The sequence below is a fragment of the Pseudoalteromonas sp. SG41-2 genome (genome assembly GCF_014164535.1).
GTDB classification, from domain to species: domain Bacteria; phylum Pseudomonadota; class Gammaproteobacteria; order Enterobacterales; family Alteromonadaceae; genus Pseudoalteromonas; species Pseudoalteromonas rhizosphaerae.
In genome coordinates, this window is the sequence record NZ_JACJFK010000003.1 from 1 (window position 1) to 22,540 (window position 22,540).

The window sequence follows — 22,540 nt, forward strand, 5'->3', positions numbered from 1 at the left end:
TTTTAGCTTTATCACGTAAAGAGCCTAATGCAAGAAAGCGCATACGCCTGCTTGCTGTTTCATTATTCTTTGAGGGTGAAAACAGAACGAATATTGCTAAGCGCCTAAATACAGCGCGCGGCAGTGTCAATAAATGGGTTTCAAACAACCTTAACAATGGAGTTGGATACGGCAACACTGTTTATCTAATCGTGTGTTTAGTGGTTATGAAGAAATAGTCGAACAGGTTTCGCAAGCGTGGAATAAATTCATTCCTGATCCTGATACGGTTAAAAGCATATGCTCTAGAGACTGGATCAAATTGACTTAATCTTTATGCAGACTGGTATCACAGACAAACCCGCACTCTCTATAAAATCACCCAACTCGCTAACGACATAAGAAGAAACTATAAACTAGACAATAAAAAGCCCAACGTTGTGCTGGGCTTGGTGTAATACCAATCGACTTAAATATTTAACCATTCTAGCGAGCTAAATAAAGTGCTAACTGCGTTATAATTTATTCAAGTATAACAACTACATGTCGAAACTTACGCCTTGTTATCACTGTATTTATCTGTCGCTATAAATGGTCAGTAACTTAACACGATTGGTATAAATCTATTAACTATTAACCTTCTCGTTGGATCAGTCCTTCAAGAGCGCGAATGTTGGTGAGTAAGTCTTGCCTTTGTGGGTTGGCGTTAAGTGCTTTTTTAAGCTGGCTTAATGCTTCTTTGTAGTTTTTATTTTCAATTTCAATTTGCGCGAGGCCTAACCATGCAGAGAGTTGGTACTCAGGTAAAGCTTGTGCTCGTACATACATTAACCTTGCTTGTGTCAGTTGGTTTTGTTGCTGATAGATATTTGCCAGGCTTAACAGTGCATCGCCAAGATTTGGGTCGATTGTTAATGCTTTATGTAAACTCTTTTGAGCTTGTTTAAAGTTACCTTGCTCAATTGCTAGCTGAGCGGTATAAACTGAAAACTCTGCGCGGGATTGTTTTGATAACTTATTTATAAAAGGGTTTAGTTGCGAAACGAGCTGCTTGGCTAGCTGCCATTTTTTTTGTGCGATAAGCCAATTTAGGGTTTGCATACTAATCTCGCTAGCTTCTGCTATTTGAGGTGGCTGAGTGCTTGCTAATGCATTACTTAACAATTCAACAGAGCGTGAGTAGCTACCTTGTGTAAGATGAAGTTGTGCTGCAAGTAATTGATTACTTGCATTGCTAGGTGCCAGCTTTAAAGCTACTTCAATACTTGCCAAAGCTTGTTTATTGTTGTCTTGTTGTAAGGCAATTTGTGCACGTTCTAGCCAAAGCTCTGGATTGTTAGGGGATGCATTTAATAGCTCTTTTAGCAGAGCTTGGGCTTGACCTAGATCGCCGGCAGCAATTAGTGAAAATAGTAACCCTTGTTGATATTGTGCTTGCTGTGGCTCAAGCATTAATGCCTGACGATAAGCTGCAATTGCGCTCCAAGGTTGCTCAGCTTGTACATGAATATAGGCAAGTTGCGCATAGACTTGCGCATCAGCTTGGCCAAGTTCAATACAGCGGGTTAGATGTGGCTGTGCTTGTTGATAATTACCTTGCTGCATATAGAGCAGACTTAAACCTTGATGAGCTTTAACTAAATCTGGCATGCTTGATAAACTTGCCTTTAACGCCTGCTCAGTTCCTGCAAACTGTTTTAAGGTTAACAAAACTTGGCCACGTAAAAGTTGTAACGCAGGGCTATCGTTACCTAATTCACGTTGTGTAAATAGATCAGCAACAGCTTGGTAGTTACCTTGTTGTAATAGTGGTTTTAGTTGCTGGGCGAAGCTGCGTTCATTAGCTTCGATTTTTATATCTGTTGGGCTCAGTAAATTATTATTGATCAGCAACTGCCAGTGTGGATCGCTTGGCTGTAGTTTTACCTGCAATGAGGTTGCTTGGCTGGCAGTCATATAAAAGGTTAATGGCACGATAGCTAAACACGTTAACCATTTTTTTGTTGTTAATCTTTTCATTGTATTTTCACTTAAATACTGGCTTTACTAAGGTTTAAATTCAATGGGCCAAATAAATCTGGCTCTCACTATTTCACCGTCTTTTTTTGGTGAACTAAACCGACTTTGCTTAATGATCTTATCTATTTCAGGCTTTAGCTCAGGGTACGGGTTTTGTATAACATCAATTAAGCTTAATCGGCCATTTTCATCGATAAAAACATCGAGCTTCACGATGAAGGTACTCACACCTTGGCGAGTTAACTTTTTAGGTAATACTGCTTTTACGGGAGTGAGTAGCGTGGGTAAACCATCTAGTTGATTTAAGCTAAAGGCATCCCAATTAACGTCGATAGATTGAAATTCAGGAGTCGCAATTGGCATATTTGCAAGGGTTGGTTTACTAAGCGAAATTTTACTTTCAATTTTTATATTAATGGCTTGAATAGTTACACCCGCACCTTCGACAATGAGGCTTTGCATCGGCTCTGTCACAGCTGATTGCGTCACGGTTGGTGGCGGAGGTGGAGGCAGTGGCACTAAAGCAACTTCCCGAACGATAACTTTGTCGTTGATAGCGTGCTCAGCAATTTGCCCAAGCCAAAGTAGAACTAACGCGCATGCAAGTACCGTTAGGCTCAACATAAAAGCAAAAAACGGATGACGTTTATTAGCTATTGCAGGTTGTGATGCGAGTATATTATTTTGCATATTATTGCTGGGTCGCTAAGTTAACGGTTGCTGCACCAGCAAGTTTTGCTTCGTCTATTACCTTTACTAATAGCTCGGTTGGTACGGTTTTATCAGCTTGGATCACTACCGGTCTTTGCTGTTGTTTTAGCATTTGCTCTACGCTGCTGCGCACACCGGCCACGCCAATTTGGCTACCGTCAAAGTAAACCTGCTGGCTATCAGTTATGGCAAGAAAAATAACTTGTTGCTTTAATCTGCTTGCTGAGACGGCTTGCGGTTTATCAACCTCGACCCCACTTTCGCGAACGAAAACGGTGGTTACAATAAAGAAAATCAATAGTATAAATACCACATCTAATAGTGGTGACATATCAATATGATGCGCAGACTGTTGTTCTAGGCGTTGTTTTAAACGTGCTTGCATTGGCTTAGCTCGCTTGCTGTTGGATAGCACTGTTACGTGTTACGTACAGCAAGTAAGCTTGCATCAGCCATGCAGGAATTGCGCAGACTAACCCCAGTTGTGTAGTGAGTAGAGCATTACTTATCGCTTCGCTCATTAATTCGTTTTCGCCTTGCGACATCACTTTAAATGTATCGAGTAAACCAATAATGGTGCCTAATAAACCAAGTAATGGCAGCGCAGCGGTCAAAATAGAGCTGACATCGTGCCAGTAACCTTGGCGTTGCAGTTTATATTGTTTTAAATGCAGGATATCGTGCCAAATGAGCTGATAAACAAATAGCGCTAATAGGATGATAAGCCAGCAGATAAAATTATCGAACAGTTGCTCAAACATTTTTCACCTCAAGTTGACTAAGTTGCAGTGCGAACGCTTCAAGTTGGGTGTAATAGGCTTTAGCTTTACGCGATAGTAGCGCATTGAGTACTAATGCTGGTATGGCAACAACGAGGCCAAGCTCGGTAGTGATCAAAGCTTGGGCAATACCACCAGATACCACTTCTGGATCGCCTGAGCCAAATAACGTCATCATTTTGAATGTTTCAATCATGCCACTGACTGTGCCCAATAAGCCCAGTAGCGGTGCTACCGATGCTGTGATCGCGATTGCGCCAATGTAGTTATCAAGCTTGTGTTTATTATGCATCAGCTGATTAAATAACTGGTCATCTCTTATTTGTCCTATGTTGCTATCAACAGAGAGTTGAAACAGCGTTGCTTGCATTCCGCTGAAGCTGTGTTGCTCAGGTTGATTAAACGCAGTTTGTAAAGTCAGCGTCGAGACAGCTTTGATCTTACTAAGGCTAAATAATTGATATGCCTTGAATAGCGCAATTAATAATGCAAAACATGCAAATAAAATAATAGGGATTGCCCATAAGCCACCTTTTTCAAGATGTTCAACTGCACCTTCTTGTTGCGCTTGACTGGCAACTAAGCGGGTTAAACTTGGATCAAATGTTAAAGAAGCTGCGACCTTAGCTGAGTTTGTATTTACTTGTGAGTAAGCAATATCAAATGGGTTATTCTCATCACTTGATTGAACTATAGCTACTTTTGGTACTGCAACGTTAGCTGCTGATGAAAGCAGGCCGGTTAGTTTTGGCTGTGCAACACTAAACCAAGCCACGGGACCTACTTGTAATGTTGTAGCTGCGGTCAGTTCGCCATTTTTCAATACTATATTTTGCTTTTTAAACTCTGGGTATAATGCCGCAGTTTGCTGCTCTATCACCGCGACTACATCATTCAAAAGTGCTTGTTGATCGTTTTTACTTTGCGCTTGCTGAGCGTATTGACGAGTAAATCGGTTGAGTAAATTTAGCCGATATTGCTGTTGTTGTTGCCAGCTATCTAAGCGTGTTTGTAGCTGGGTTAAACTCAATGTGTCTTCATCAGCTAAACGGCGATTGAGTGTCGCTTGCTCACGCTCTTTTTTAAGTGCTTGCTGTTTTTCAAATATCTGTTGTGCCATAGTGGTTTGCTGTTTGGCAATCCGCTGTTGTGCTTTATTTAAAACGCTCTGCGCCGTTTTAATATCCGTTAGCAATTGTTGTTTGGCAGCATCCGCAGTCGCGGCTGTTACTACTTGGCTAAAACTCAGTAGTGTAACAAACCAAAAAGTACAGAATCGTTTCATGGCGTCAGCTCCTTAGCTGCATAGCTAAATACAGGCAAGGTAAGCCAGTGAGCTGCTTGTTTTTTTTCTTGTACAGCGATACCGTGGGCAATTTGCTCGCCATCAATCTCAGTATCAAATTGCCATTGCCAACCTAACTCAGAAGGGAAGCCAATGCCCGCATAACTTAAATCATTACTAACAAACCATGCTTGTGCGGCACCCAAATAAAGCTGTTTTACCCATATTTCTTTACCTTCACTATTACTGATTGCCATTTCATGAATTGAAATTCGGTTTTGAAAATCAGCCAATTGGCCAAGCATTTTTAAAGCAATTTGTAGCTTTTCATTCGCATCTAGGCTTTCGTTATCTAGATCGCCAATACTTTGCCAGCTCGCCAGTAATGGGGGAGGTAATTGTACTTGCAGTGAGCGCAATTGCTGGCTGAGCTGGATTAATTGACTATTGAGCGCGTTTTCATCGGTCTCAAGCTGGCTTTGTTGTTGAATTAGCGCAGTGCGCTTTTCTGCCAGCTCAGAGGTGTTCTTTTGACGATTTTGGTTTAGCTGTTTGAGTTGTGCTTGCTCTGCATCAAGTAAGATTAATGTTTGTTGCATCGAGGTTTTTTTTTCTAGCCAATGTGTTTCTAACTCACTAGTTTGTTGTTCTATTTGTAACCACTGATTAACGAGGTTTTCAAGTTCGCTAACCGGATCAGCTAAGCTTGAGAATGAGCTTAGTAAAATAACTGCCCCAACAGATTTTATAAAACGTTGCATATGCTAAGTAATGCCCTAAAAGTAATAACCATTTACAGTACAAAGCCAAGCTCTGGCTTTAACTTTATAAAATTAAAAAACCTTGATTTTTAAGCGCTTAAACTTAATTTTTTACGCCACTCATGCCCCCAAGTTTACTGTGCATTTACAGTCGCGTTACGTAAGTTTAAAAGTGTGAAAAATAGTACAATGATTGATAAAATAATACAAGTGATAACATTTCGCATTTACATTAATATTACTCAGTGCTAGGATTCCGCCGAACTTAAATCAACGTGCTTAAATGACTTGCTACAAAAACAACGTGTTAGCAAGTTCCCTGCTAATGGAGCTAAAATGGGTAAAATGACTAATAAACGCCGAACTTATATAAAACCGCTGGCTGCTTTTGTTACCGCAACTTTATCAACTTGGGCGTCTGCTCAAGGAGCTGAAAATATACAAGAGCTATCAGTAACCAAAGCAAAAACGCAATCGGAACAAAGCTATAAAGTTGAAAAATCATCATCAATAAAGAACACCCAGCCGTTGGTTGATACTGCAAAATCAATAACGGTTATTAACAAAGCTGTGATGAAAGATAGAAATGTAGATAGTTTGCAAGATGCGTTACGTAATGTTTCGGGTATTTCATTGGCGGCGGGTGAAGGCGGTGCGCCAGCTGGTGACAGTTTATCTATTCGTGGTTTTAGTGCTGCCAATGATATTTTTATCGATGGTATTCGTGATATTGCCGGGTACGACCGTGATACTTATAACGTTGAGCAAATCGAAGTTGCAAAAGGCCCAAGCTCAGCGACAACAGGTCGAGGTTCAACGGGCGGTAGTATTAACTTAACTACAAAAACGGCGACGTTGGATGAATTTAATGATGCTTCGCTGCGTTTAGGCACAGAGAGTGATTACCGCGCGCAAATAGATAGTAACTTTAAAGTGGCTGAAACATCAGCGCTACGTGTCAATTTACTGGTTGATAAAGGGGATGTTGCTGGGCGTGATCATGTTGAAAAAGAAAAACAAGCAGTCGCGGTTTCGTTTGCGACTGGTTTAGGAACCAATAGCCGTTTTAATCTTAATGCTGATTATCAGAATCAAGATAATATGTCTGATTACGGTATTCCGTGGGTTGGTTCTAGCCCTGTTGCTGAACTTGCTGGTAGCGAAAATGCAGCGCCACCGGTGAATTTCACTAATTTTTACGGTAACGTATATCGTGATTTTGAAGATATCGAAGCGTATTCAACAACTGCAAAGTACGAGTATGACTTGTCGCAAACAACCACGCTACGTGCCCAAGGTCGCATTGGTCGTGTAGAGCGAAAAGATACAGTGACAGCGCCGCGTTTTATTGATGTAAAAACAACAACTGATATCAGAATGAGCGACGTTAAAAATCGCGATACGCGCAATGAATTGGCTACACTGCAACTTGATTTAGTTGGTGAGTACTATTTTGCTGGTGTAAAACATAATGTGGTTACTGGTGTTGAATTAACTAACGAGACATTTAGCCGTTGGAATGTGACTGCATTGGTAGCTGATAATTTAAAGAACGAACCAGCGCTGAATGACTTATACAACCCAGATGCTTATTTACCTTACACTGGTCAGTATGGTCGTGATGGCACTAGTACTGAAGCGGTTGCTAAAACCCGTGCAATTTATGCATTTGATACAATTACATTTAATGAATATTGGCAATTAACTGCGGGTTTACGTTCAGAGCAGTACGATAGCGATTATCAGTATGATTACAAGGATCCAGCATTAACGATCTCAACTAGCGATACCATGACTAGTTGGAACGCATCTGCTGTATATAAGCCAAGTCAAAATAGCAGCATTTACTTTGGTGCAGGTAACTCGTATAACCCATCGGCTGAAGGCATTGCAGTATCTACTCGTGGTAATTCAAGTGAGTTAGATCCGGAGAAGAGCCAAAGCTATGAGTTAGGCACTAAATGGAATTTACTTGATGATAAGTTGATGACCAGTGCCGCTATTTTTAGAACGGTTAAAACTAATGCGCGCGTGGATGATCCTAATAGTGATCAGCGTGGTGTTGAAGTGCTTGATGGTGAGCAACGAGTGCAAGGTTTAGAGTTGTCTGCAACAGGTATTATCACCGATGAATTAAGTATCATCGGTTCTTATAGCTATCAAGATAGCGAAGTTACTGAATCTACGGTTGATGGTGATGTTGGGCATAACTTGGCTCGAGCACCTAAAAATAGCTACAGTGTTTGGGCTCGATATGACTTTAGCGACGCGATAGCTGCAGGTTTTGGCGCACAATATATTGGTGAGCGTTATAATGGTAATTCAGCGACCAGTCGTAAAGCCGACAGTTATGTTTTGTTCGATATGATGCTTTCTTATCAAGCAACTGAGCAGTTAAGCATTCAGTTTAATGGTGAGAATTTAACGGATGAAGATTATGAAGATAAACTAGGTGGCGGACACTTTATTCCTGGTCAAGGTCGTTATTTTACACTAACGGCTAGTTATTCTTTCTAATTACAAATTAATGTTTGTTGAATAGGTTAAAGCTTATTAAACAGGTTAATGCTTATTAGCCTGTTTTTTTAAGATTTGGGAACTTCCATGCTATTAAAAATACCAGACTTGCTTAGTGCTGATGAAGTCGCTTATTGCCGTAATGTTTTATTGGCCGCGCAATGGACTGATGGCAGTGTTACCGCAGGTTATCAATCAACGAAGACCAAAAATAACTTACAATTACCTGAGCAAAGCGCTGCAGCCAAAGAGCTTGGTGATATAGTTATGGGGGCTCTGGCTCGCAGTGATCTATTTATGTCAGGGGCGTTGCCTGCAAAAATTTTTCCACCTTTATTTAACTGTTACCAAGGTGGCCAATCGTTTGGTATTCATGTTGATAATGCGATTCGACAAGTACCTGGCACACCAGTGAAAATTCGTACGGATTTATCAATGACGTTATTTTTGAGCGAACCAGAAGACTATGATGGTGGCGAACTCGTTATTGAAGATACTTATGGCTCTCACACAGTAAAACTCCCTGCAGGTAGTATGGTGTTGTATCCATCAACCAGTTTACATAAAGTCACTCCCGTAACTCGGGGGCGACGTTTAGCTTCATTTTTTTGGTTGCAGAGCATGGTTAATAGCGATGAAAAGCGTGGTTTGCTATTTGAGTTGGATATGTCGATTCAAAGCTTGCGCGAAAAAGTCAGCGATAGCCCTGAGATTGTTAGGTTAACTGGCGTGTATCATAATTTATTAAGGCAATGGGCACAGACGTAAACAGGTTGTAGTGATGTGTATTTAAACTCAAAATATAAAAGTATATATTTATAAGGCGCTACCACGATTGGTTAAGTGATAGCGCTTTTTAGATCTTACAATACACATTATTAAATATGTTATTGAAATGGTAGTTAATTAAGACTCTTTTTTGCAAAGCTAACAATTACCAGTAAATTTGCGATAAACCATAAGTCTTTAATAACAAAAAGGCCTAATCTTGCAAGTAGTGTTGAGCTGTCAAAAGCTCCTTCAGCTGAGAATAAAAATGTCTGCGTCATTAAAAATACGGCACTGCAGCCAAGAGCCGCAACATAAATGGCTAATGGATGCTTTTTAATGATAGCCAGAGCGAGTGCTAAAGCAAAAAAGATGTCGTACGCACCAATTAGATTAGACGCTGTTTGCACTGAAAATAAGGTATATAACCAAGACATAAAAATAGAGGTTGATACCAGTGATATAATTCCATTTGCTTCAAACTCGTAAAATTTCATACCACCAATCCAAATAAGCACTAATGCAACAGGAAAGAAATTCAAAATTGCCATGCCTTGAGCCGACAAGCGCTGCGGTTTATAAAGGTAAATAGCGAGAGAAACAAGTGCAGTGTACTTAATTATACCTTGCCCAGAGCCTATAATTGGGAAGCCACCTAAGTCAGTCATCCAGCGGCTTTCACTTAATAAGGTAACAAGCGGTATAACGGCAACAGTGATCAGGCTAACAAAAGCAGGGGTCTGAAAACGTGATTGTTTTAAACTTAAAATAATAAATAAAGCGGTTACTAAAAAAGCCACTCCTGCGAGTATTGATTGCCCAGTTTTAGGGATTACATTGGCTAATTGATAAAAATTGAAAATAGCATGCACATTATTTACCCCTGCTCCTAATAAGAGACTAAGACCCAATAGCGATAAGCTAATAATTAGCAGTGAATGAATACTGAAACGAGTATAGGTTGGTTGCATTTTTTATAGGTGATTAAATATAGATACTGTAAAAGAGTGGTAAACGAGACTTTTTATTTCAAAAAATATAAAAAAACCAGCTTATTGAAGCTGGTTTAAGTTTAGCTATTTATACCCATTTGGGTTATTACTTTGCCAACGCCACGTATCTTGCATCATCACATCGATACCACGCTCTGCTTGCCAATCAAGTTCACTAAGGGCTTTTTCAGGCGCAGCATAACAAGCTGCAATATCACCTGGGCGACGAGGTGATACCTGATACGGAATATCTTTACCACAGGCTTTGCTAAATGCGTTGAGCATTTGTAGCACCGAATAACCATTACCGGTGCCAAGATTGTAAACATGGGCACCGGTATCTTGGTTTATTTTATTAAGTGCCTTTAAATGACCAAGCGCTAAGTCAACAACATGGATGTAATCACGCACACCAGTACCATCAACCGTATCATAGTCATCGCCGAAGATACCCAGCTGCTTTAATTTACCCACTGCCACTTGCGCGATGTAAGGTAATAAGTTGTTTGGAATACCATTGGGATCTTCACCAATTAGGCCTGACTCGTGCGCACCTACGGGATTAAAGTAACGCAAAATTGCAAATGCAAAGCGCTCATCTGATTTAGCGATGTCTTGTAACATCATTTCAACCATCAGTTTTGATGTGCCGTACGGATTAGTAGTGCCACCTACCGGGAAATCTTCTTGAATTGGCAGGCTTGCTGGATCACCATATACTGTTGCCGATGAGCTAAATACGAGTTTAAACACACCTGCATCGCGCATAGCATCAACGAGAGTCAGCGTACCTTGCACGTTATTTTGGTAATACTCAATGGGTTTCACCATTGATTCACCGACAGCCTTTAAACCGGCAAAATGAATAACACTCTCAATTGTATGTTTTGCAAACACGCTGGCCAAAAATGTTTTATCAAGGATGTCACCTTGATAAAAGTGCACAGTTTTACCAGTGATTTTTTTTACACGCTCAAGTGATTCCACACTCGAGTTGCTTAAATTATCAATGATAACAACATCATTATCTTGTTGTAATAATTCAACAACAGTGTGTGAGCCTATGTATCCCGCGCCACCTGTTACTAAAATTGTCATGAAATCTCCATATATAAGGTGAAGGTGTATAGTTGTAATTTCATCATAAATAGCACTTCAATACATGCTTTATCTGATCTTTTTGTTGCTCCATGATGTTACGGTATCAATTAATCATAGTTAACTGGTGTCTGGTTACATGTTTTACGTAAATGATAACAATGATGGTGAATAGTATTAAGCTATAGTTAAGTTGTTAATGCTATTATTTCAACTACATTAGCCCACGGGCATTTTGGAGATAGACAATGAATACATTTAAAAAAGTAGCGATGGCTATGTTAGTTATGCTGCCGGTATTTTCTCAAGCAGGAGAAGCTGTCGTTAAATGGCAAGACTTCAATGACTACCGTGATGTACGTCCTTCAAATGAACCTAAAGGCTCATACCATAAACATGTAGCGAGCAGTTTCGAAAAGCACTTTAATAAACTGGCAGAAAAGTTGCCCGAAGGATATAAGTTTAATGTTGAAGTGACTGAGCTGGATTTAGCCGGTGATGTACGCTTTGGCGGTATGAATGATTTACGTATTGTAAAACCAATTTATTTTCCACGCATTGAGTTTCAATATTCGGTTACTGATAAAGACGGTAACGTGATTAGTCAAAGCGATAAAGTCGAATTAAAAGATATGGGCTTTATGGATAAAATTAAAATGGGCCGTGATGAACAGTTTTACTATGAAAAACGTTTGATCACTGATTGGTTTGATAAAGAATTACTGCCAGTTGTCACCCCAAGCTAAATTAACAGTAAAAAGCGCTAAAGTTTAATGTTAGCGCTTTTTTAGTTACTTGAACGTTGCGAGTAATTGCAGTAACTGTTGTAATTTAATAACAGTGGTTTTTAGCTTTTCTTCACTCAAACCTTCTGAACTTAAGCTTTCTACATCTGCAGCTACATCTAACACATAAGGTTTGAAGCGTTTTGCTTCAAAGGTAAAACCAGCATCGGCAGGAAATAACGCTGTAAATTTACCTAAGCCTTGTTGTTGCAACTCATCTAATTTTTTATCTGCGTCAAGTGACTGACGATAAACAATTTTTAAGTTGGCATTGAGTTGTTCAATAATTGAATCCATTTTTTTCCTAAAGCTTTAGACCGCAATGCCGATATAATACGGGTAATAAACTAAAAAGTCAGGTATGAGCTATGAATATATCAGGTGGAAATCTACCGGCCATGAGTGGCGCGGGTCAAAGTGGCGAAGTATACAGCGCAGCATTGGCAAAAAAACAGCAAAAAGCGGATGGTGCAGCAGCACTGGCACTCATTGAAGGTGCCGCTAGTTCGAGCGCTGCACAAACGCCAGCAAAATCAGTTACAGCTTCGCTTGGCAATAACGTTAACGTATACGTTTAAGCCTTGTGTTTATAAAAGCTTGAGGTCAATCGGCGTTTTACTTTTTTGACCGCCGATTTCGCGCATCAGCTTTGGTACTAAAAATCCTGGCAATGCGATAAGCATTTCGGCAATGATTTTGCGTGCCTGTGATTCGTTGATATCAAAATGACTCGCTCCTTCAACTTTATCAAGTAAATATAAATAATAAGGCAGTACGTCGGCATCAAATAACGCTTCGCTTAATGCGACTTGCGCTTCGCTGGTATCATTTACATCTTTTAATAGCACCGCTTGATTGAGCAATGTGACACCTACCTTTTTGAGTTTTTGCATTGCCACTTTAAAATCATCATCAATCTCGTTGCCATGGTTAATGTGATTAATAAACACAATTTTAAGTGGAGACTTTGCAAAACGTTCGCACAATTGGTCAGTAATGCGAGATGGGATCACCACCGGTAGGCGGCTATGAATTCGCATTCGTTTAATTTGTGGTAATTGTTCAAGCTCATCCATAAACCAACTAATTGCGTCGTCTTTGGCCATTAACGGATCACCACCACTTAAAATCACCTCGTTAATATTAGCATCCGATTTTATGTAATCGAGCGCTGCAATTAAGCTGCGTTTATTTAGCTGATTTTCTTGGTATGGAAAATGGCGACGAAAGCAATAACGGCAATTAACGGCGCAACCAGTTTTAAACATCACTAAAACTCGGGATTTATATTTATGTAATAATCCTGGTTGAGCGTTGTTTTGCTCTTTTAATGGATCTTTATCAAAACCTGTTTTAGCGATAAACTCTTGGTGGCGCGGCATGACTTGCAGCAGTAATGGGTCATTTATATCGCCATAACGCATTTTTTTGATAAAAGGCACAGGCACACGTACCGGGAAAAGAGCTCGTGCTTTGAGGTCTTTTTCGTCGGCCATGCTTGATAAACCTAGCATTTCTAGCAAGGTGCTTGGGCAAGTAACAACATTAGCTAATTCTTTTTGCCAGTTTATATGCAAATTTGCTTCATTTCTTTGTATCATTGGTAGGTAGATTACTCGAAATTATTAGATAGAGGAAACGATGGCGAATTATAGCACCAACGAGTTCAAGGGCGGCCTAAAAATTATGATGGACGGCGAGCCTTGCAGTATTTTAGAAAATGAAATGGTAAAACCTGGTAAAGGCCAAGCGTTTAACCGTGTTCGTATTCGTAAACTTATCTCTGGCAAAGTACTTGAAAAAACTTTTAAATCAGGTGAGTCAGTAGAGGGTGCTGATGTAATGGATACCGATCTTGCGTATCTTTACACTGATGGTGAATTTTGGCATTTCATGAATAACGAAACATTTGAACAAATCGCAGCTGATGAAAAAGCGCTTGGCGATGCTGGTAAATGGTTAGTTGAAAATGATGTATGTACTATTACTTTGTGGAACGGCAATCCAATAGCTGTTGCACCACCTAACTTTGTAGAGCTTGAGATCACTGAAACAGATCCTGGTCTTAAAGGCGACACAGCAGGTACTGGTGGTAAGCCAGCAACGCTAAGTACTGGTGCTGTTGTGCGTGTACCATTATTCGTACAAATCGGTGAAGTAATTAAAGTCGACACCCGTAACGGCGAATATGTAAGCCGTGTTAAGTAACTTTAATATAGCTTAATAAATCCCAGCTTAAGCTGGGATTTTTTTTGGAGAAAATATGTCAGCAGATCTTTGGCAACCAAGCGCACAAGTAAATACTTTGGCACAACGAGCCGCAATTTTACGCACTATTCGGGAATTCTTTTACCAACGCCACGTTATGGAAGTTGATACGCCTAGTTTAAGTGCAGCGAGTGTTACTGATGTTCATTTAGCGAGTTTTAAAACGCAGTTTATTGGCCCCGGTTTCGCTAAAGGCTTACCGCTTTACTTACAAACATCACCAGAATTTGCCATGAAGCGATTATTGGCAGCCGGCAGTGGTGCTATTTACCAAATTTGTAAGGCATTTCGTAACGAAGAGGCGGGCAGCCATCATAATCCTGAGTTTACTATGTTGGAATGGTATCGCCCTGGGTTTGATGAGTTTGCGCTGATGGATGAAATTGATGAATTAATGCAGCTTATCTTAAATGTTCCACCTGCAGAGCGTTTAACCTATCAAGATGCTTTTACCAAAGCATTAGGACTTGATCCGCTCAGTGCCACTATTGAACAGTTACAAACACTTGCCTGTGAACAGGGGTTTGCTGATATCGCTAAGCATGAAACCCACCGTGATACGTTACTACAATTATTATTTTGTATGAAAGTTGAGCCAACAATTGGCCAACAAAAACCTTGTTTTATTTATCATTTTCCTGCATCGCAAGCCGCACTGGCGAGTATTTGTGAGCATGATATTAGAGTCGCTGGGCGGTTTGAGCTTTATTATCAGAACATGGAGCTGGCGAATGGTTTTAATGAGCTCACCAATGCACAGGAGCAAGCTAAACGTTTTACTGAAGATAATGCATACCGCAAAGCGAATAACTTAACACAAGTGCCTATGGACACCCGTTTAATTGCCGCTCTTGAGCATGGTTTACCACAATGCGCAGGAGTAGCATTAGGGGTTGATAGGTTAGTGATGTTAGCAACGCAAAAAAACACGATAAAAGAAGTCATCGCGTTTGATGTAGGCAGGGCTTAAAAGGCTCAAGATTCAAGGTTAAGAAAAGGTAAAAGTAATCTAGCTTTTACCTTTTAACTTATCCCTTGAAACTCGTTTTTATAACTCGTAGATAAATGTGACGCCGGCAACCATTGGTTCGCCAAGCTGAGTGTATGTATGAGTTGCATACCCTTCGCGTGGGTCGTTACCAAATTCAAAACCACGTGTAGGTACTTCTTCATCAAACACGTTACGTGCCCAAGCGCGAATTGACCATTGCTCAGCCTCGTAACCAGCAGTTAAATTAACTAAATTAATGTTCGGTGCCTGCGAGTTGTGGCTATCTGAGAAGTAATAATTATCTTTACCTTCAATGCCGATTGTAGCAAATAACTCATCAGTAAAGTTATAGCGAGCCGTGAATGCATACTGGTATTTAGGCGCTTGTGATTGCTCGCGACCATCTTGATCTAGACCAGATTGAGCGACAAAGTCATTGATTTTAGTATGTAAATAACCAGCGCTACCGGTGAAAAATAAGTCATCAGTTAATTGGTAACTGCCTTCAATTTCAAGGCCGTAATTCTCTCCTGAGCTGGCGTTATCAATATAACCAGTAAACTTTTGGTCTTCCACTTTCCAGGCTTTTAACTGCATATCTTCGCGATACATATAAAAGGCCGCTAAGCGCAGAATAAATTTCTCATCTAAAGAGCTACCTTTAACGCCAAATTCACCACTCCATAGGTACTCTGGTGCGAAACTAGTGTGGTTTTTAAAGAAATCAGCATCAAGATTTAAACCGTCATCTTTCGCTTTGGCGAGTGCTTCTGAGTTAATCCCTCCTGCTTTGTAACCACGAGTTAGGCTGGTATAAATCATGGTACGGTCAATGACTTGATACTCAAGGGCAAGTTTACCACCGACCATCACATCATCAGTACTTTCAATAAAACCATTATTATCGGTGTAATCACCTTGGTATTGCTCAACGCGTAAGCCTGTTATTAAGGTGGTTTTATTACCAATCGGCGTTGCTAGTTGGCCGTAAATTGCGGTATTACTAGTTTCATAAGTTGAAGCGAATGGAGCTGCAAGCCAAGTGTATTGGCGTTCTAAATCAACATTACGGGCTTGATAATAAAGTCCCGTAACCCAGTTACCACCTTTGCCATTAAATTGCAGTTCAGCAGCCTGGTCTTGACGATCTCGAAAGTAGCTATCGGTTGAGCTATAACCATCGGGGTGCAGTCCTGCACCGCATAACTGCGGCTTATTAATATCGTTACATACCCAGTCTTCATCAAAGCTATAAACTAAATCACTATCAATACCTGATAAGTTTAAACTGACATCAAACCAATCAAAGCCAGTGTAGATGTTGGCAAGACCTATCGCGATACTTTCTTGGTTATCTTGGCCTGGGTTATCGGCTACACTATTACGGCTATTATCAAGCGTAAATGCATCGTAGCCGTTATTGATATCAATATAATGAACGCTTAATTCTGTGCGAAGGTGATCTGTAAGTTGGCTGTGTAGTTTAAAACGACTAACCAGTTCATCTTGCTGTTGTGTTGACTCGTTTAAATATAGGTTATCAACATAACCATCAGACTCACGTTGATAAATACTAGCGCGCACTGCGGTGCTGTCTGTAATACCAATACCTGCGGCAACACCGGCTTCATAACTGTTGTAGTTACCTGCGCCTAGCTGCACTTTGACGCTTGGATCAAAAGTTGGATCGGCTGATTCCATTTGGATCATACCAGCCATACCATCAGCACCAAAGCGAGTACCTTGCGGACCGCGATAAATCTCAACTTGGTTAACATCAAACAGTAATGAACTACCACCTAACCCTGAATAATTAATGCCATCAATCACTAAGCCAACAGAAGGGTTAATAGGGTCAACAAATTGTGAGCGTAAACCAACCCCACGAATTTGGATGTAACGGCCACGAGAAGCACCAGCGGTAAAATTTACGTTGGCAGCACTGGCAAGCATTTCGTCTAGAAAACTAGCGCCTCGGTCATTAATTTCGCGTTCGCTAAATAAACTGGCACTGGCACTAAGGGTTTGAATGCTTTCTTTTTGAAAGTCTCCGGTGACGAGTATTTTTTCAAGATCAGTATCTTCAGCAAAAGCTGGGGCGCTTATCAAAGGTAAAAGCGCGGCAGTAATTAAAGACAGGCGTAGTTTCATTCTATTACTTAACTCCATTTTAAGGACTTGCATGATAGCAACTATTCTCATTAAAGTCGTGATACCAGTTATATTTATGTGCTATAAACGCGCACAGTATACATAATAAGGAATACAAATATGACCTTTAAAGTTGACTTTAAAGTACGCGACTACGAATGCGATTTACAAGGCATTGTAAATAATAGTGTGTATTTTAATTACCTAGAGCATGCGCGCCATGAGTTTTTGCATGCGAATGGGGTTGATTTTGCTCAGCTTACTCGCGATAAAATTAATTTAGTCGTAATGCGTAGCGAGATGGATTACAAGCAATCACTAATGCCCGGCGATGAGTTTTATGTTGCTGTAGAGCCTGAGCGTATTAGTCGCTTAAAGTTTGGCTTTCGACAAACCGTGGTACGAAAGCATGATGAAAAAGTGATGTTAAAGGCACTGGTGATTGGCACCGCGGTGAATGATCTAGGTCGGCCATTTTTGCCCGAGCAAGTTGATCTACTATTTAAGTCTGAGTAATTTTCCGGTGCCACCTTTTTTACTATCTTAGAACATTTTTTTACATTAAAAACATGCATTATTAACGGTATAAACTGTTATTTATTGTTATCATGTTGCAATTGAGTTTTAGGTTAGTAATTACATGAAATTAGCAGCAATCCCGATGCTTATAATCGGTTTATGTATTGGCTGCTCATCGACAGGGACAGTCACCAGTGAGCAATTAAAATACACTAAGTGGCAACTATCACGGGTTGATGGTTTAGCGATCCCTGCATCATATTCAGCATCATTAAGTTTTATTGAAGCTCTGCAAGTCAATGGTTTTGCTGGTTGTAATAAATTTTTTGGTGAAGGTCAACTTGATGATAATCATTTAACGGTGAATAAATTAGGTATGACCCGTAAATCATGCGGAGATAAATTGGACGAGTTTGAACAGCAGTTTTTAAATGCGTTAAAGCAAGGTGTGCCACTGCAAATTCAAGATCAACAATTGGTTTTAAATGGCGAGCAAACATTTGCGTTTATTCCCGCAAGTTGATCTCTTGCAGGCTCGCAATATCTAACGTACACTCGTTAGCGAACAATATATAGAATTTTACTTGTCGGAGTGCCTTGAGTTTTTAACTTAAAGGCTGAGATCGCGAAAGCGGGATCCGTGAACCTGATCAGGCTAACACCTGCGTAGGGAACAAGCTGCCTAAAACGGGTGCTTGTGCGCCAGTTTTGGGCATAAGCACTGTGGCTGCCAAGGTTGGTAATGCTTTTTTGTAACACCAATCTACGATCCATGTAGCATTTGCTACTCTCTATTGCGTTGCTTTTTATCGCACAGCAGTATCTGACAAGACAACCCTTTTAGCAATGAGGTAAGTCATGTCAAACACATCAAATAAACCGTCTCGCCGCGAAACTCGTGCGGCTGCATCAGATTATATTTATAACCTTACTGGGCAACCATTTCCAAGCTCACACAAAGTTTATGTACAAGGTACGCAAGATAATGTGCGTGTTGGTATGCGTGAAATTACTTTGAGTGATACCTTTATCGGTGGCACCGATGAAAACCCAGTGTACGAATCAAATGCACCACTGCGTGTTTATGATACGTCAGGCCCATACACAGATCCTGATTTTACTCTAGATGTTCGTAAAGGGCTGGATAAGTACCGCGAACAGTGGATTGAAAGCCGTGGCGATACTGAAATTTTAGGCTCAGTCAGCTCGCAGTTTTCTCAGCAACGCATGGCCGATGAAGGCCTTGATCATATTCGCTTTGAGCATCTCCCAAAAATTCGCCGCGCTAAAGCCGGTAAAAATGTCACGCAAATGCATTATGCTCGCCAAGGTATTATCACACCGGAAATGGAATATGTCGCAATTCGTGAAAACATGGGCCGTGCGCAACTTCAAAAAGAGTTATTAGCACAGCAGCACCAAGGCGAGTCGTTTGGTGCGAGTATCCCTGAGTTTATTACTCCTGAATTTGTGCGTGATGAAATTGCCCGTGGTCGTGCGATTTTACCTAACAACATTAATCACCCAGAAACCGAGCCGATGATTGTAGGGCGCAATTTTTTAGTGAAAGTGAACGCTAATATTGGCAACTCATCAGTTAGCTCATCTATTGAAGAAGAAGTTGAAAAAATGGTCTGGTCAACCCGCTGGGGCGCTGACACAGTTATGGATTTATCAACGGGTCGTTATATTCATGAAACTCGTGAATGGGTAGTACGTAACTCACCAGTGCCAATTGGTACAGTGCCTATTTATCAAGCGCTTGAAAAAGTAAATGGGGTTGCCGAAGATCTAACGTGGGAAATTTTCCGCGATACTCTAATTGAACAAGCCGAGCAGGGGGTGGATTACTTTACTATTCACGCTGGGGTGTTATTACGCTACGTTCCAATGACGGCAAAACGTGTCACTGGGATTGTGTCGCGCGGCGGTTCAATTATGGCGAAATGGTGTTTAGCGCATCATAAAGAAAACTTCCTTTATACTCATTTTGAAGATATTTGTGAGATTTTGAAACAGTACGATGTATGTTTCTCATTAGGAGATGGCCTGCGTCCTGGTTCAATTGCAGATGCCAACGATGACGCGCAATTTAGTGAACTGCGTACGTTAGGTGAGCTGACCAAAATCGCGTGGAAACACGATGTACAAGTGTTTATTGAAGGCCCAGGGCATGTGCCAATGCATATGATCAAAGCCAATATGCAAGAGCAGCTTAAGCATTGCGACGAAGCACCTTTTTACACCCTTGGCCCGCTGACAACTGACATCGCCCCAGGCTATGACCATATCACCTCTGGTATTGGGGCTGCGCAAATTGCATGGTATGGCTGTGCAATGCTGTGTTATGTCACACCAAAAGAGCATTTAGGCTTACCAAATAAAGAAGACGTAAAAGAAGGGCTGATCACCTATAAAATTGCCGCTCATGCCGCCGATTTAGCCAAAGGTCATCCCGGAGCGCAAGAGCGTGATAATGCGTTATCAAAAGCGCGTTTTGAGTTCCGCTGGCATGACCAATTTAATATTGGTTTAGACCCTGTTCGTGCTCGTGAATACCATGACGAAACACTGCCACAAGAATCTGGCAAAGTAGCGCATTTTTGCTCTATGTGTGGGCCAAAATTCTGCTCAATGAAAATCACCCAAGAAGTAAGAGAATACGCTAAAGATCTAGAAGCCAGAGGCATAGATCCTAACAACGTAGGTGATGCTATTGAGATCAAAATGGTCGATGTTGAAGCCGAGATGCAAGCTAAATCAGCCGAATTTAAACAAAGCGGCTCAGAGATTTATCATAAAGCGGTTTAAAAACTAGTTAGCGAGTTAGAGAGTTGGCGAGTGAAAAGCTCGCTAACTTTACTCTTGTAGCTAGAAAACTGAATTAAGGATTCTCATGTCTTACAATATTGCGGTGGTGGGGTTTGGTTTAACGGGCCGTTTAACGGCGCTTGAGTTGAGTTTACAGCATCGGGTAACTGTTTATGAAGCGGGTGACGAACAAGCGCTTGATAGTGCAGGAAGAGTGGCAGCGGCGATGCTTGCACCACTGGCTGAATCTGTATTCTGCGAGCAAGACTTGGCCTTGATGGGGCTGGATTCAATAAAGCGTTGGCCGAGAATTTTAGCGCAACTTGATGAAGCGGTGTTTTTCCAACAGCAAGGCACACTTGTGGTTGCACACCAGCAAGATAAAGGTGACTTACAAAGTTTTATACTGCGTTTAAAGCCTTTAGCTGAACATCAAGGACATCAGTTAACAGGGGCACATATTGCTGAATTAGAGCCAGAGCTTACAGGGCGTTTTAACCAAGGTGTGTATTTACCTTGCGAAGGGCAAATTGATAATCAGGCTTTTTATCAAGCTAGTTTTAACACTCTAAGGCAGCGTAATGTGAGCTTTAAGTTTGCACAACAGGTTGATGTAACATCGCTAAATCTACAGCAATCGTTTGATTATATTATTGATTGCCGTGGCCTTGGCGCTAAAAGCGCAGCGTGTAAGCTACGCGGAGTGCGTGGTGAAGTAGTGCGTTTGTACGCCCCTGAGGTTAATTTAACGCGGCCAGTGCGGTTAATGCACCCGCGTTATCCTATTTATATTGCTCCGAAGCCAAATCATCAATACGTAATTGGCGCGACAGAAATTGAATCACAAGATAAGGGGGCTGCCACTGTGCGTTCGACTCTTGAGCTGTTGTCAGCAGCGTACACAGTACACAGTGGTTTTGCTGAGGCGCGAGTGTTGAATATTCAAACCGGCCTGCGTCCTGCATTTAGTGATAATCGCCCGCAGGTTTCCCAGCAGCAAAATGTGATCAGCATTAATGGCTTATATCGTCATGGTTATTTACTCGCACCGAGTTTAGTGGCCGATGCCATTGCACGGATAAAATAAGGCTTATTATGAAAGTAAGTATGAAAATAACAATTAATGGTCAACATTTTGAGTTAGCAGATAACGCCAATATAGCCCAAGGTTTGACGCAGTTTGCAGCAAAAGAGCCTTTTGCAGTGGCGCTTAATGGTCAATTTATACCGCGTAGTCAATGTGATACTACCTTACTTAACGAAGGCGATAGCATTGAATTACTGTCACCGATCCAAGGTGGCTAATATGAGTAGCGTAATATCAGATAGTTTCAGTATTTATGGTGAGCAGATCACTAGTCGGTTATTAATTGGCTCAGCACTTTATCCATCACCTGCGGTTATGGCCGATTCGATTGTTGCCTCTGGCGCGCAGATTGTTACTGTGTCATTACGACGTCAACAAAGTGCCGCCGCAGGAGATGACTTTTGGCAATTGATCAAAGATACGGGCTTAAAAATTCTACCCAATACTGCAGGCTGTCACAGTGTCAATGAAGCAATTACACTGGCACAAATGTGCCGCGAAGTGTTTGCTACCGATTGGATAAAACTTGAGTTGATTGGTGATGATTATAACCTGCAACCAGATCCATTTGCATTACTGGAAGCGACACAGATTTTATTAGCCGAAGGCTTTAAAGTATTACCTTATTGTACTGACGACTTAGTGTTATGTCAGCGTTTAGCTGATGCAGGGTGTGAAGTACTGATGCCGTGGGGAGCGCCTATTGGCACAGGTAAGGGCTTGTTAAATAAATATAACTTAAAAACTATTCGGGAGCGCTTACCCGATACCACATTGATTGTTGATGCTGGCCTTGGCTTACCATCACACGCCTGCCAAGCGCTTGAATTAGGTTATGATGCGGTGTTATTGAATTCGGCTATTGCAGGGGCGGGCTGCCCTGTTACCATGAGTCATGCATTTAAAGCAGCCGTTGATGCGGGTCGTTTTGCTTACCGAGCAAAGGCGATGCCAGAAAAAGACGTCGCTGCGCCATCTACGCCCACTATGGGTATGCCATTTTGGCATCAACAGTAATA

The 22,540-nt window shown here is 41.1% G+C and carries 23 protein-coding genes, 1 pseudogene and 1 riboswitch; of the genes and pseudogenes, 13 read left to right on the plus strand and 11 right to left on the minus strand.

Annotation, left to right across the window (positions count from 1 at the left end; genetic code table 11):
• Positions 1-218: pseudogene (locus H5186_RS22835) on the plus strand (helix-turn-helix domain-containing protein); the annotation flags it as partial.
• A 394-nt stretch (positions 219-612) separates the two neighbouring features.
• On the opposite strand, the gene H5186_RS02795 reads toward H5186_RS22835, so the two are convergent.
• The 6 genes from H5186_RS02795 to H5186_RS02820 are packed head-to-tail and all read right to left on the minus strand — an operon-like array spanning position 613 to position 5,534.
• Positions 613-1,998 (minus strand): lipopolysaccharide assembly protein LapB, encoded by a 1,386-nt coding sequence (locus tag H5186_RS02795; protein ID WP_182718361.1) that lies wholly within the window; start codon positions 1,996-1,998, stop codon positions 613-615.
• A 27-nt stretch (positions 1,999-2,025) separates the two neighbouring features.
• Positions 2,026-2,688, minus strand: coding sequence for a hypothetical protein (locus H5186_RS02800; protein WP_182718360.1), 663 nt, complete (start codon positions 2,686-2,688; stop codon positions 2,026-2,028).
• A gap of 1 nt (position 2,689) precedes the next feature.
• Entirely contained in the window at positions 2,690-3,094 is a 405-nt protein-coding gene (locus H5186_RS02805) for a biopolymer transporter ExbD (RefSeq protein ID WP_182718359.1), read from the minus strand.
• A gap of 4 nt (positions 3,095-3,098) precedes the next feature.
• The gene (locus H5186_RS02810) at positions 3,099-3,470 is read right to left on the minus strand and encodes a MotA/TolQ/ExbB proton channel family protein (RefSeq protein WP_145234597.1); all 372 of its coding nucleotides are present in this window, start codon (positions 3,468-3,470) and stop codon (positions 3,099-3,101) included.
• Positions 3,463-4,773, minus strand: coding sequence for a MotA/TolQ/ExbB proton channel family protein (locus H5186_RS02815; RefSeq protein ID WP_149983260.1), 1,311 nt, complete (start codon positions 4,771-4,773; stop codon positions 3,463-3,465). The genes H5186_RS02810 and H5186_RS02815 overlap by 8 nt, the downstream gene beginning before the upstream one ends.
• The gene (locus H5186_RS02820) at positions 4,770-5,534 is read right to left on the minus strand and encodes a DUF3450 family protein (RefSeq protein ID WP_182718358.1); all 765 of its coding nucleotides are present in this window, start codon (positions 5,532-5,534) and stop codon (positions 4,770-4,772) included. The genes H5186_RS02815 and H5186_RS02820 overlap by 4 nt, the downstream gene beginning before the upstream one ends.
• A 336-nt stretch (positions 5,535-5,870) precedes the next feature.
• Here H5186_RS02820 and H5186_RS02825 point away from each other — a divergent pair, with 336 nt between their 5' ends.
• Both H5186_RS02825 and H5186_RS02830 read left to right on the plus strand, forming a co-directional pair.
• Positions 5,871-8,051: a TonB-dependent siderophore receptor gene (locus H5186_RS02825; protein WP_182718357.1), complete on the plus strand. Its 2,181-nt coding sequence runs from the start codon at positions 5,871-5,873 to the stop codon at positions 8,049-8,051.
• Positions 8,052-8,138: 87 nt separating this feature from the next.
• A complete protein-coding gene (locus H5186_RS02830) occupies positions 8,139-8,819 on the plus strand; it encodes a Fe2+-dependent dioxygenase (protein ID WP_149983258.1) in 681 nt (226 codons plus the stop codon).
• Between the two features lie 134 nt (positions 8,820-8,953).
• Here the strand turns inward: H5186_RS02830 and H5186_RS02835 are convergent, their stop codons facing one another.
• Together H5186_RS02835 and galE are read right to left on the minus strand one after the other, a co-directional pair.
• On the minus strand, positions 8,954-9,691 hold the full coding sequence (locus H5186_RS02835) for a DUF417 family protein (protein ID WP_310736249.1): 738 nt from the start codon (positions 9,689-9,691) through the stop codon (positions 8,954-8,956).
• Between the two features lie 204 nt (positions 9,692-9,895).
• A complete protein-coding gene (gene galE, locus H5186_RS02840) occupies positions 9,896-10,909 on the minus strand; it encodes a UDP-glucose 4-epimerase GalE (RefSeq protein ID WP_149983256.1) in 1,014 nt (337 codons plus the stop codon).
• Between the two features lie 248 nt (positions 10,910-11,157).
• Here galE and H5186_RS02845 point away from each other — a divergent pair, with 248 nt between their 5' ends.
• The gene (locus H5186_RS02845; protein WP_182794102.1) at positions 11,158-11,655 is read left to right on the plus strand and encodes a DUF3016 domain-containing protein; all 498 of its coding nucleotides are present in this window, start codon (positions 11,158-11,160) and stop codon (positions 11,653-11,655) included.
• Positions 11,656-11,700: 45 nt separating this feature from the next.
• On the opposite strand, the gene H5186_RS02850 is transcribed toward H5186_RS02845, so the two are convergent.
• A complete protein-coding gene (locus H5186_RS02850) occupies positions 11,701-11,991 on the minus strand; it encodes a prephenate dehydrogenase (protein WP_182794103.1) in 291 nt (96 codons plus the stop codon).
• Between the two features lie 71 nt (positions 11,992-12,062).
• On the opposite strand from H5186_RS02850, the gene H5186_RS02855 reads away from it, so the two are divergent.
• Positions 12,063-12,272, plus strand: a complete 210-nt coding sequence (locus H5186_RS02855) for a hypothetical protein (RefSeq protein ID WP_145234615.1) — start codon at positions 12,063-12,065, stop codon at positions 12,270-12,272.
• A gap of 9 nt (positions 12,273-12,281) precedes the next feature.
• Here the strand turns inward: H5186_RS02855 and epmB are convergent, their stop codons facing one another.
• Positions 12,282-13,295 (minus strand): EF-P beta-lysylation protein EpmB, encoded by a 1,014-nt coding sequence (epmB, locus tag H5186_RS02860; RefSeq protein WP_182794104.1) that lies wholly within the window; start codon positions 13,293-13,295, stop codon positions 12,282-12,284.
• Positions 13,296-13,335: 40 nt separating this feature from the next.
• Between epmB and efp the strand changes: the two genes are divergently transcribed.
• On the plus strand, positions 13,336-13,902 hold the full coding sequence (efp, locus tag H5186_RS02865) for an elongation factor P (RefSeq protein WP_145234620.1): 567 nt from the start codon (positions 13,336-13,338) through the stop codon (positions 13,900-13,902).
• A gap of 55 nt (positions 13,903-13,957) precedes the next feature.
• Complete coding sequence (epmA, locus tag H5186_RS02870) at positions 13,958-14,932, plus strand: elongation factor P--(R)-beta-lysine ligase (RefSeq protein WP_145234622.1); 975 nt, start codon at positions 13,958-13,960, stop codon at positions 14,930-14,932.
• Between the two features lie 78 nt (positions 14,933-15,010).
• Here epmA and H5186_RS02875 read toward each other — a convergent pair whose 3' ends face one another.
• Complete coding sequence (locus H5186_RS02875; protein ID WP_182718364.1) at positions 15,011-17,104, minus strand: TonB-dependent receptor; 2,094 nt, start codon at positions 17,102-17,104, stop codon at positions 15,011-15,013.
• Positions 17,105-17,224: 120 nt separating this feature from the next.
• Between H5186_RS02875 and H5186_RS02880 the strand changes: the two genes are divergently transcribed.
• The 6 genes from H5186_RS02880 (at position 17,225) to H5186_RS02905 (ending at position 22,538) form a co-directional block, all read left to right on the plus strand.
• Positions 17,225-17,620, plus strand: coding sequence for a thioesterase family protein (locus H5186_RS02880; RefSeq protein ID WP_182718354.1), 396 nt, complete (start codon positions 17,225-17,227; stop codon positions 17,618-17,620).
• Positions 17,621-17,744: 124 nt separating this feature from the next.
• Positions 17,745-18,146, plus strand: coding sequence for an META domain-containing protein (locus tag H5186_RS02885; RefSeq protein ID WP_281290953.1), 402 nt, complete (start codon positions 17,745-17,747; stop codon positions 18,144-18,146).
• A gap of 55 nt (positions 18,147-18,201) precedes the next feature.
• A riboswitch (TPP riboswitch) is annotated at positions 18,202-18,313 on the plus strand.
• Between the two features lie 168 nt (positions 18,314-18,481).
• Positions 18,482-20,434 carry a phosphomethylpyrimidine synthase ThiC gene (thiC, locus tag H5186_RS02890; RefSeq protein ID WP_220491364.1) on the plus strand — a complete coding sequence of 651 codons (1,953 nt, stop codon included), beginning with the start codon at positions 18,482-18,484 and terminating at the stop codon, positions 20,432-20,434.
• An 85-nt stretch (positions 20,435-20,519) separates the two neighbouring features.
• A complete protein-coding gene (locus H5186_RS02895; protein WP_182740642.1) occupies positions 20,520-21,521 on the plus strand; it encodes an FAD-dependent oxidoreductase in 1,002 nt (333 codons plus the stop codon).
• Between the two features lie 20 nt (positions 21,522-21,541).
• Positions 21,542-21,739 (plus strand): sulfur carrier protein ThiS, encoded by a 198-nt coding sequence (gene thiS, locus H5186_RS02900; protein ID WP_145234634.1) that lies wholly within the window; start codon positions 21,542-21,544, stop codon positions 21,737-21,739.
• Position 21,740: 1 nt separating this feature from the next.
• The gene (locus H5186_RS02905) at positions 21,741-22,538 is read left to right on the plus strand and encodes a thiazole synthase (RefSeq protein WP_149983249.1); all 798 of its coding nucleotides are present in this window, start codon (positions 21,741-21,743) and stop codon (positions 22,536-22,538) included.
• Positions 22,539-22,540: the final 2 nt, after the last annotated feature.

Excerpts from the sequence above, each read along its gene's own strand:
- H5186_RS02805 (WP_182718359.1), bottom strand. The coding sequence starts at position 3,094 with ATGCAAGCACGTTTAAAACAACGCCTAGAACAACAGTCTGCGCATCAT.
- H5186_RS02825 (WP_182718357.1), top strand. The coding sequence starts at position 5,871 with ATGGGTAAAATGACTAATAAACGCCGAACTTATATAAAACCGCTGGCT.
- galE (WP_149983256.1), bottom strand. The coding sequence starts at position 10,909 with ATGACAATTTTAGTAACAGGTGGCGCGGGATACATAGGCTCACACACT.
- H5186_RS02815 (WP_149983260.1), bottom strand. The coding sequence starts at position 4,773 with ATGAAACGATTCTGTACTTTTTGGTTTGTTACACTACTGAGTTTTAGC.
- H5186_RS02845 (WP_182794102.1), top strand. The coding sequence starts at position 11,158 with ATGAATACATTTAAAAAAGTAGCGATGGCTATGTTAGTTATGCTGCCG.
- H5186_RS02800 (WP_182718360.1), bottom strand. The coding sequence starts at position 2,688 with ATGCAAAATAATATACTCGCATCACAACCTGCAATAGCTAATAAACGT.
- H5186_RS02905 (WP_149983249.1), top strand. The coding sequence starts at position 21,741 with ATGAGTAGCGTAATATCAGATAGTTTCAGTATTTATGGTGAGCAGATC.
- H5186_RS02810 (WP_145234597.1), bottom strand. The coding sequence starts at position 3,470 with ATGTTTGAGCAACTGTTCGATAATTTTATCTGCTGGCTTATCATCCTA.
- H5186_RS02850 (WP_182794103.1), bottom strand. The coding sequence starts at position 11,991 with ATGGATTCAATTATTGAACAACTCAATGCCAACTTAAAAATTGTTTAT.
- H5186_RS02880 (WP_182718354.1), top strand. The coding sequence starts at position 17,225 with ATGACCTTTAAAGTTGACTTTAAAGTACGCGACTACGAATGCGATTTA.
- H5186_RS02795 (WP_182718361.1), bottom strand. The coding sequence starts at position 1,998 with ATGAAAAGATTAACAACAAAAAAATGGTTAACGTGTTTAGCTATCGTG.
- thiC (WP_220491364.1), top strand. The coding sequence starts at position 18,482 with ATGTCAAACACATCAAATAAACCGTCTCGCCGCGAAACTCGTGCGGCT.
- H5186_RS02895 (WP_182740642.1), top strand. The coding sequence starts at position 20,520 with ATGTCTTACAATATTGCGGTGGTGGGGTTTGGTTTAACGGGCCGTTTA.
- H5186_RS02830 (WP_149983258.1), top strand. The coding sequence starts at position 8,139 with ATGCTATTAAAAATACCAGACTTGCTTAGTGCTGATGAAGTCGCTTAT.
- thiS (WP_145234634.1), top strand. The coding sequence starts at position 21,542 with ATGAAAATAACAATTAATGGTCAACATTTTGAGTTAGCAGATAACGCC.
- H5186_RS02875 (WP_182718364.1), bottom strand. The coding sequence starts at position 17,104 with ATGAAACTACGCCTGTCTTTAATTACTGCCGCGCTTTTACCTTTGATA.
- epmA (WP_145234622.1), top strand. The coding sequence starts at position 13,958 with ATGTCAGCAGATCTTTGGCAACCAAGCGCACAAGTAAATACTTTGGCA.
- epmB (WP_182794104.1), bottom strand. The coding sequence starts at position 13,295 with ATGATACAAAGAAATGAAGCAAATTTGCATATAAACTGGCAAAAAGAA.
- efp (WP_145234620.1), top strand. The coding sequence starts at position 13,336 with ATGGCGAATTATAGCACCAACGAGTTCAAGGGCGGCCTAAAAATTATG.
- H5186_RS02855 (WP_145234615.1), top strand. The coding sequence starts at position 12,063 with ATGAATATATCAGGTGGAAATCTACCGGCCATGAGTGGCGCGGGTCAA.
- H5186_RS02885 (WP_281290953.1), top strand. The coding sequence starts at position 17,745 with ATGAAATTAGCAGCAATCCCGATGCTTATAATCGGTTTATGTATTGGC.
- H5186_RS02820 (WP_182718358.1), bottom strand. The coding sequence starts at position 5,534 with ATGCAACGTTTTATAAAATCTGTTGGGGCAGTTATTTTACTAAGCTCA.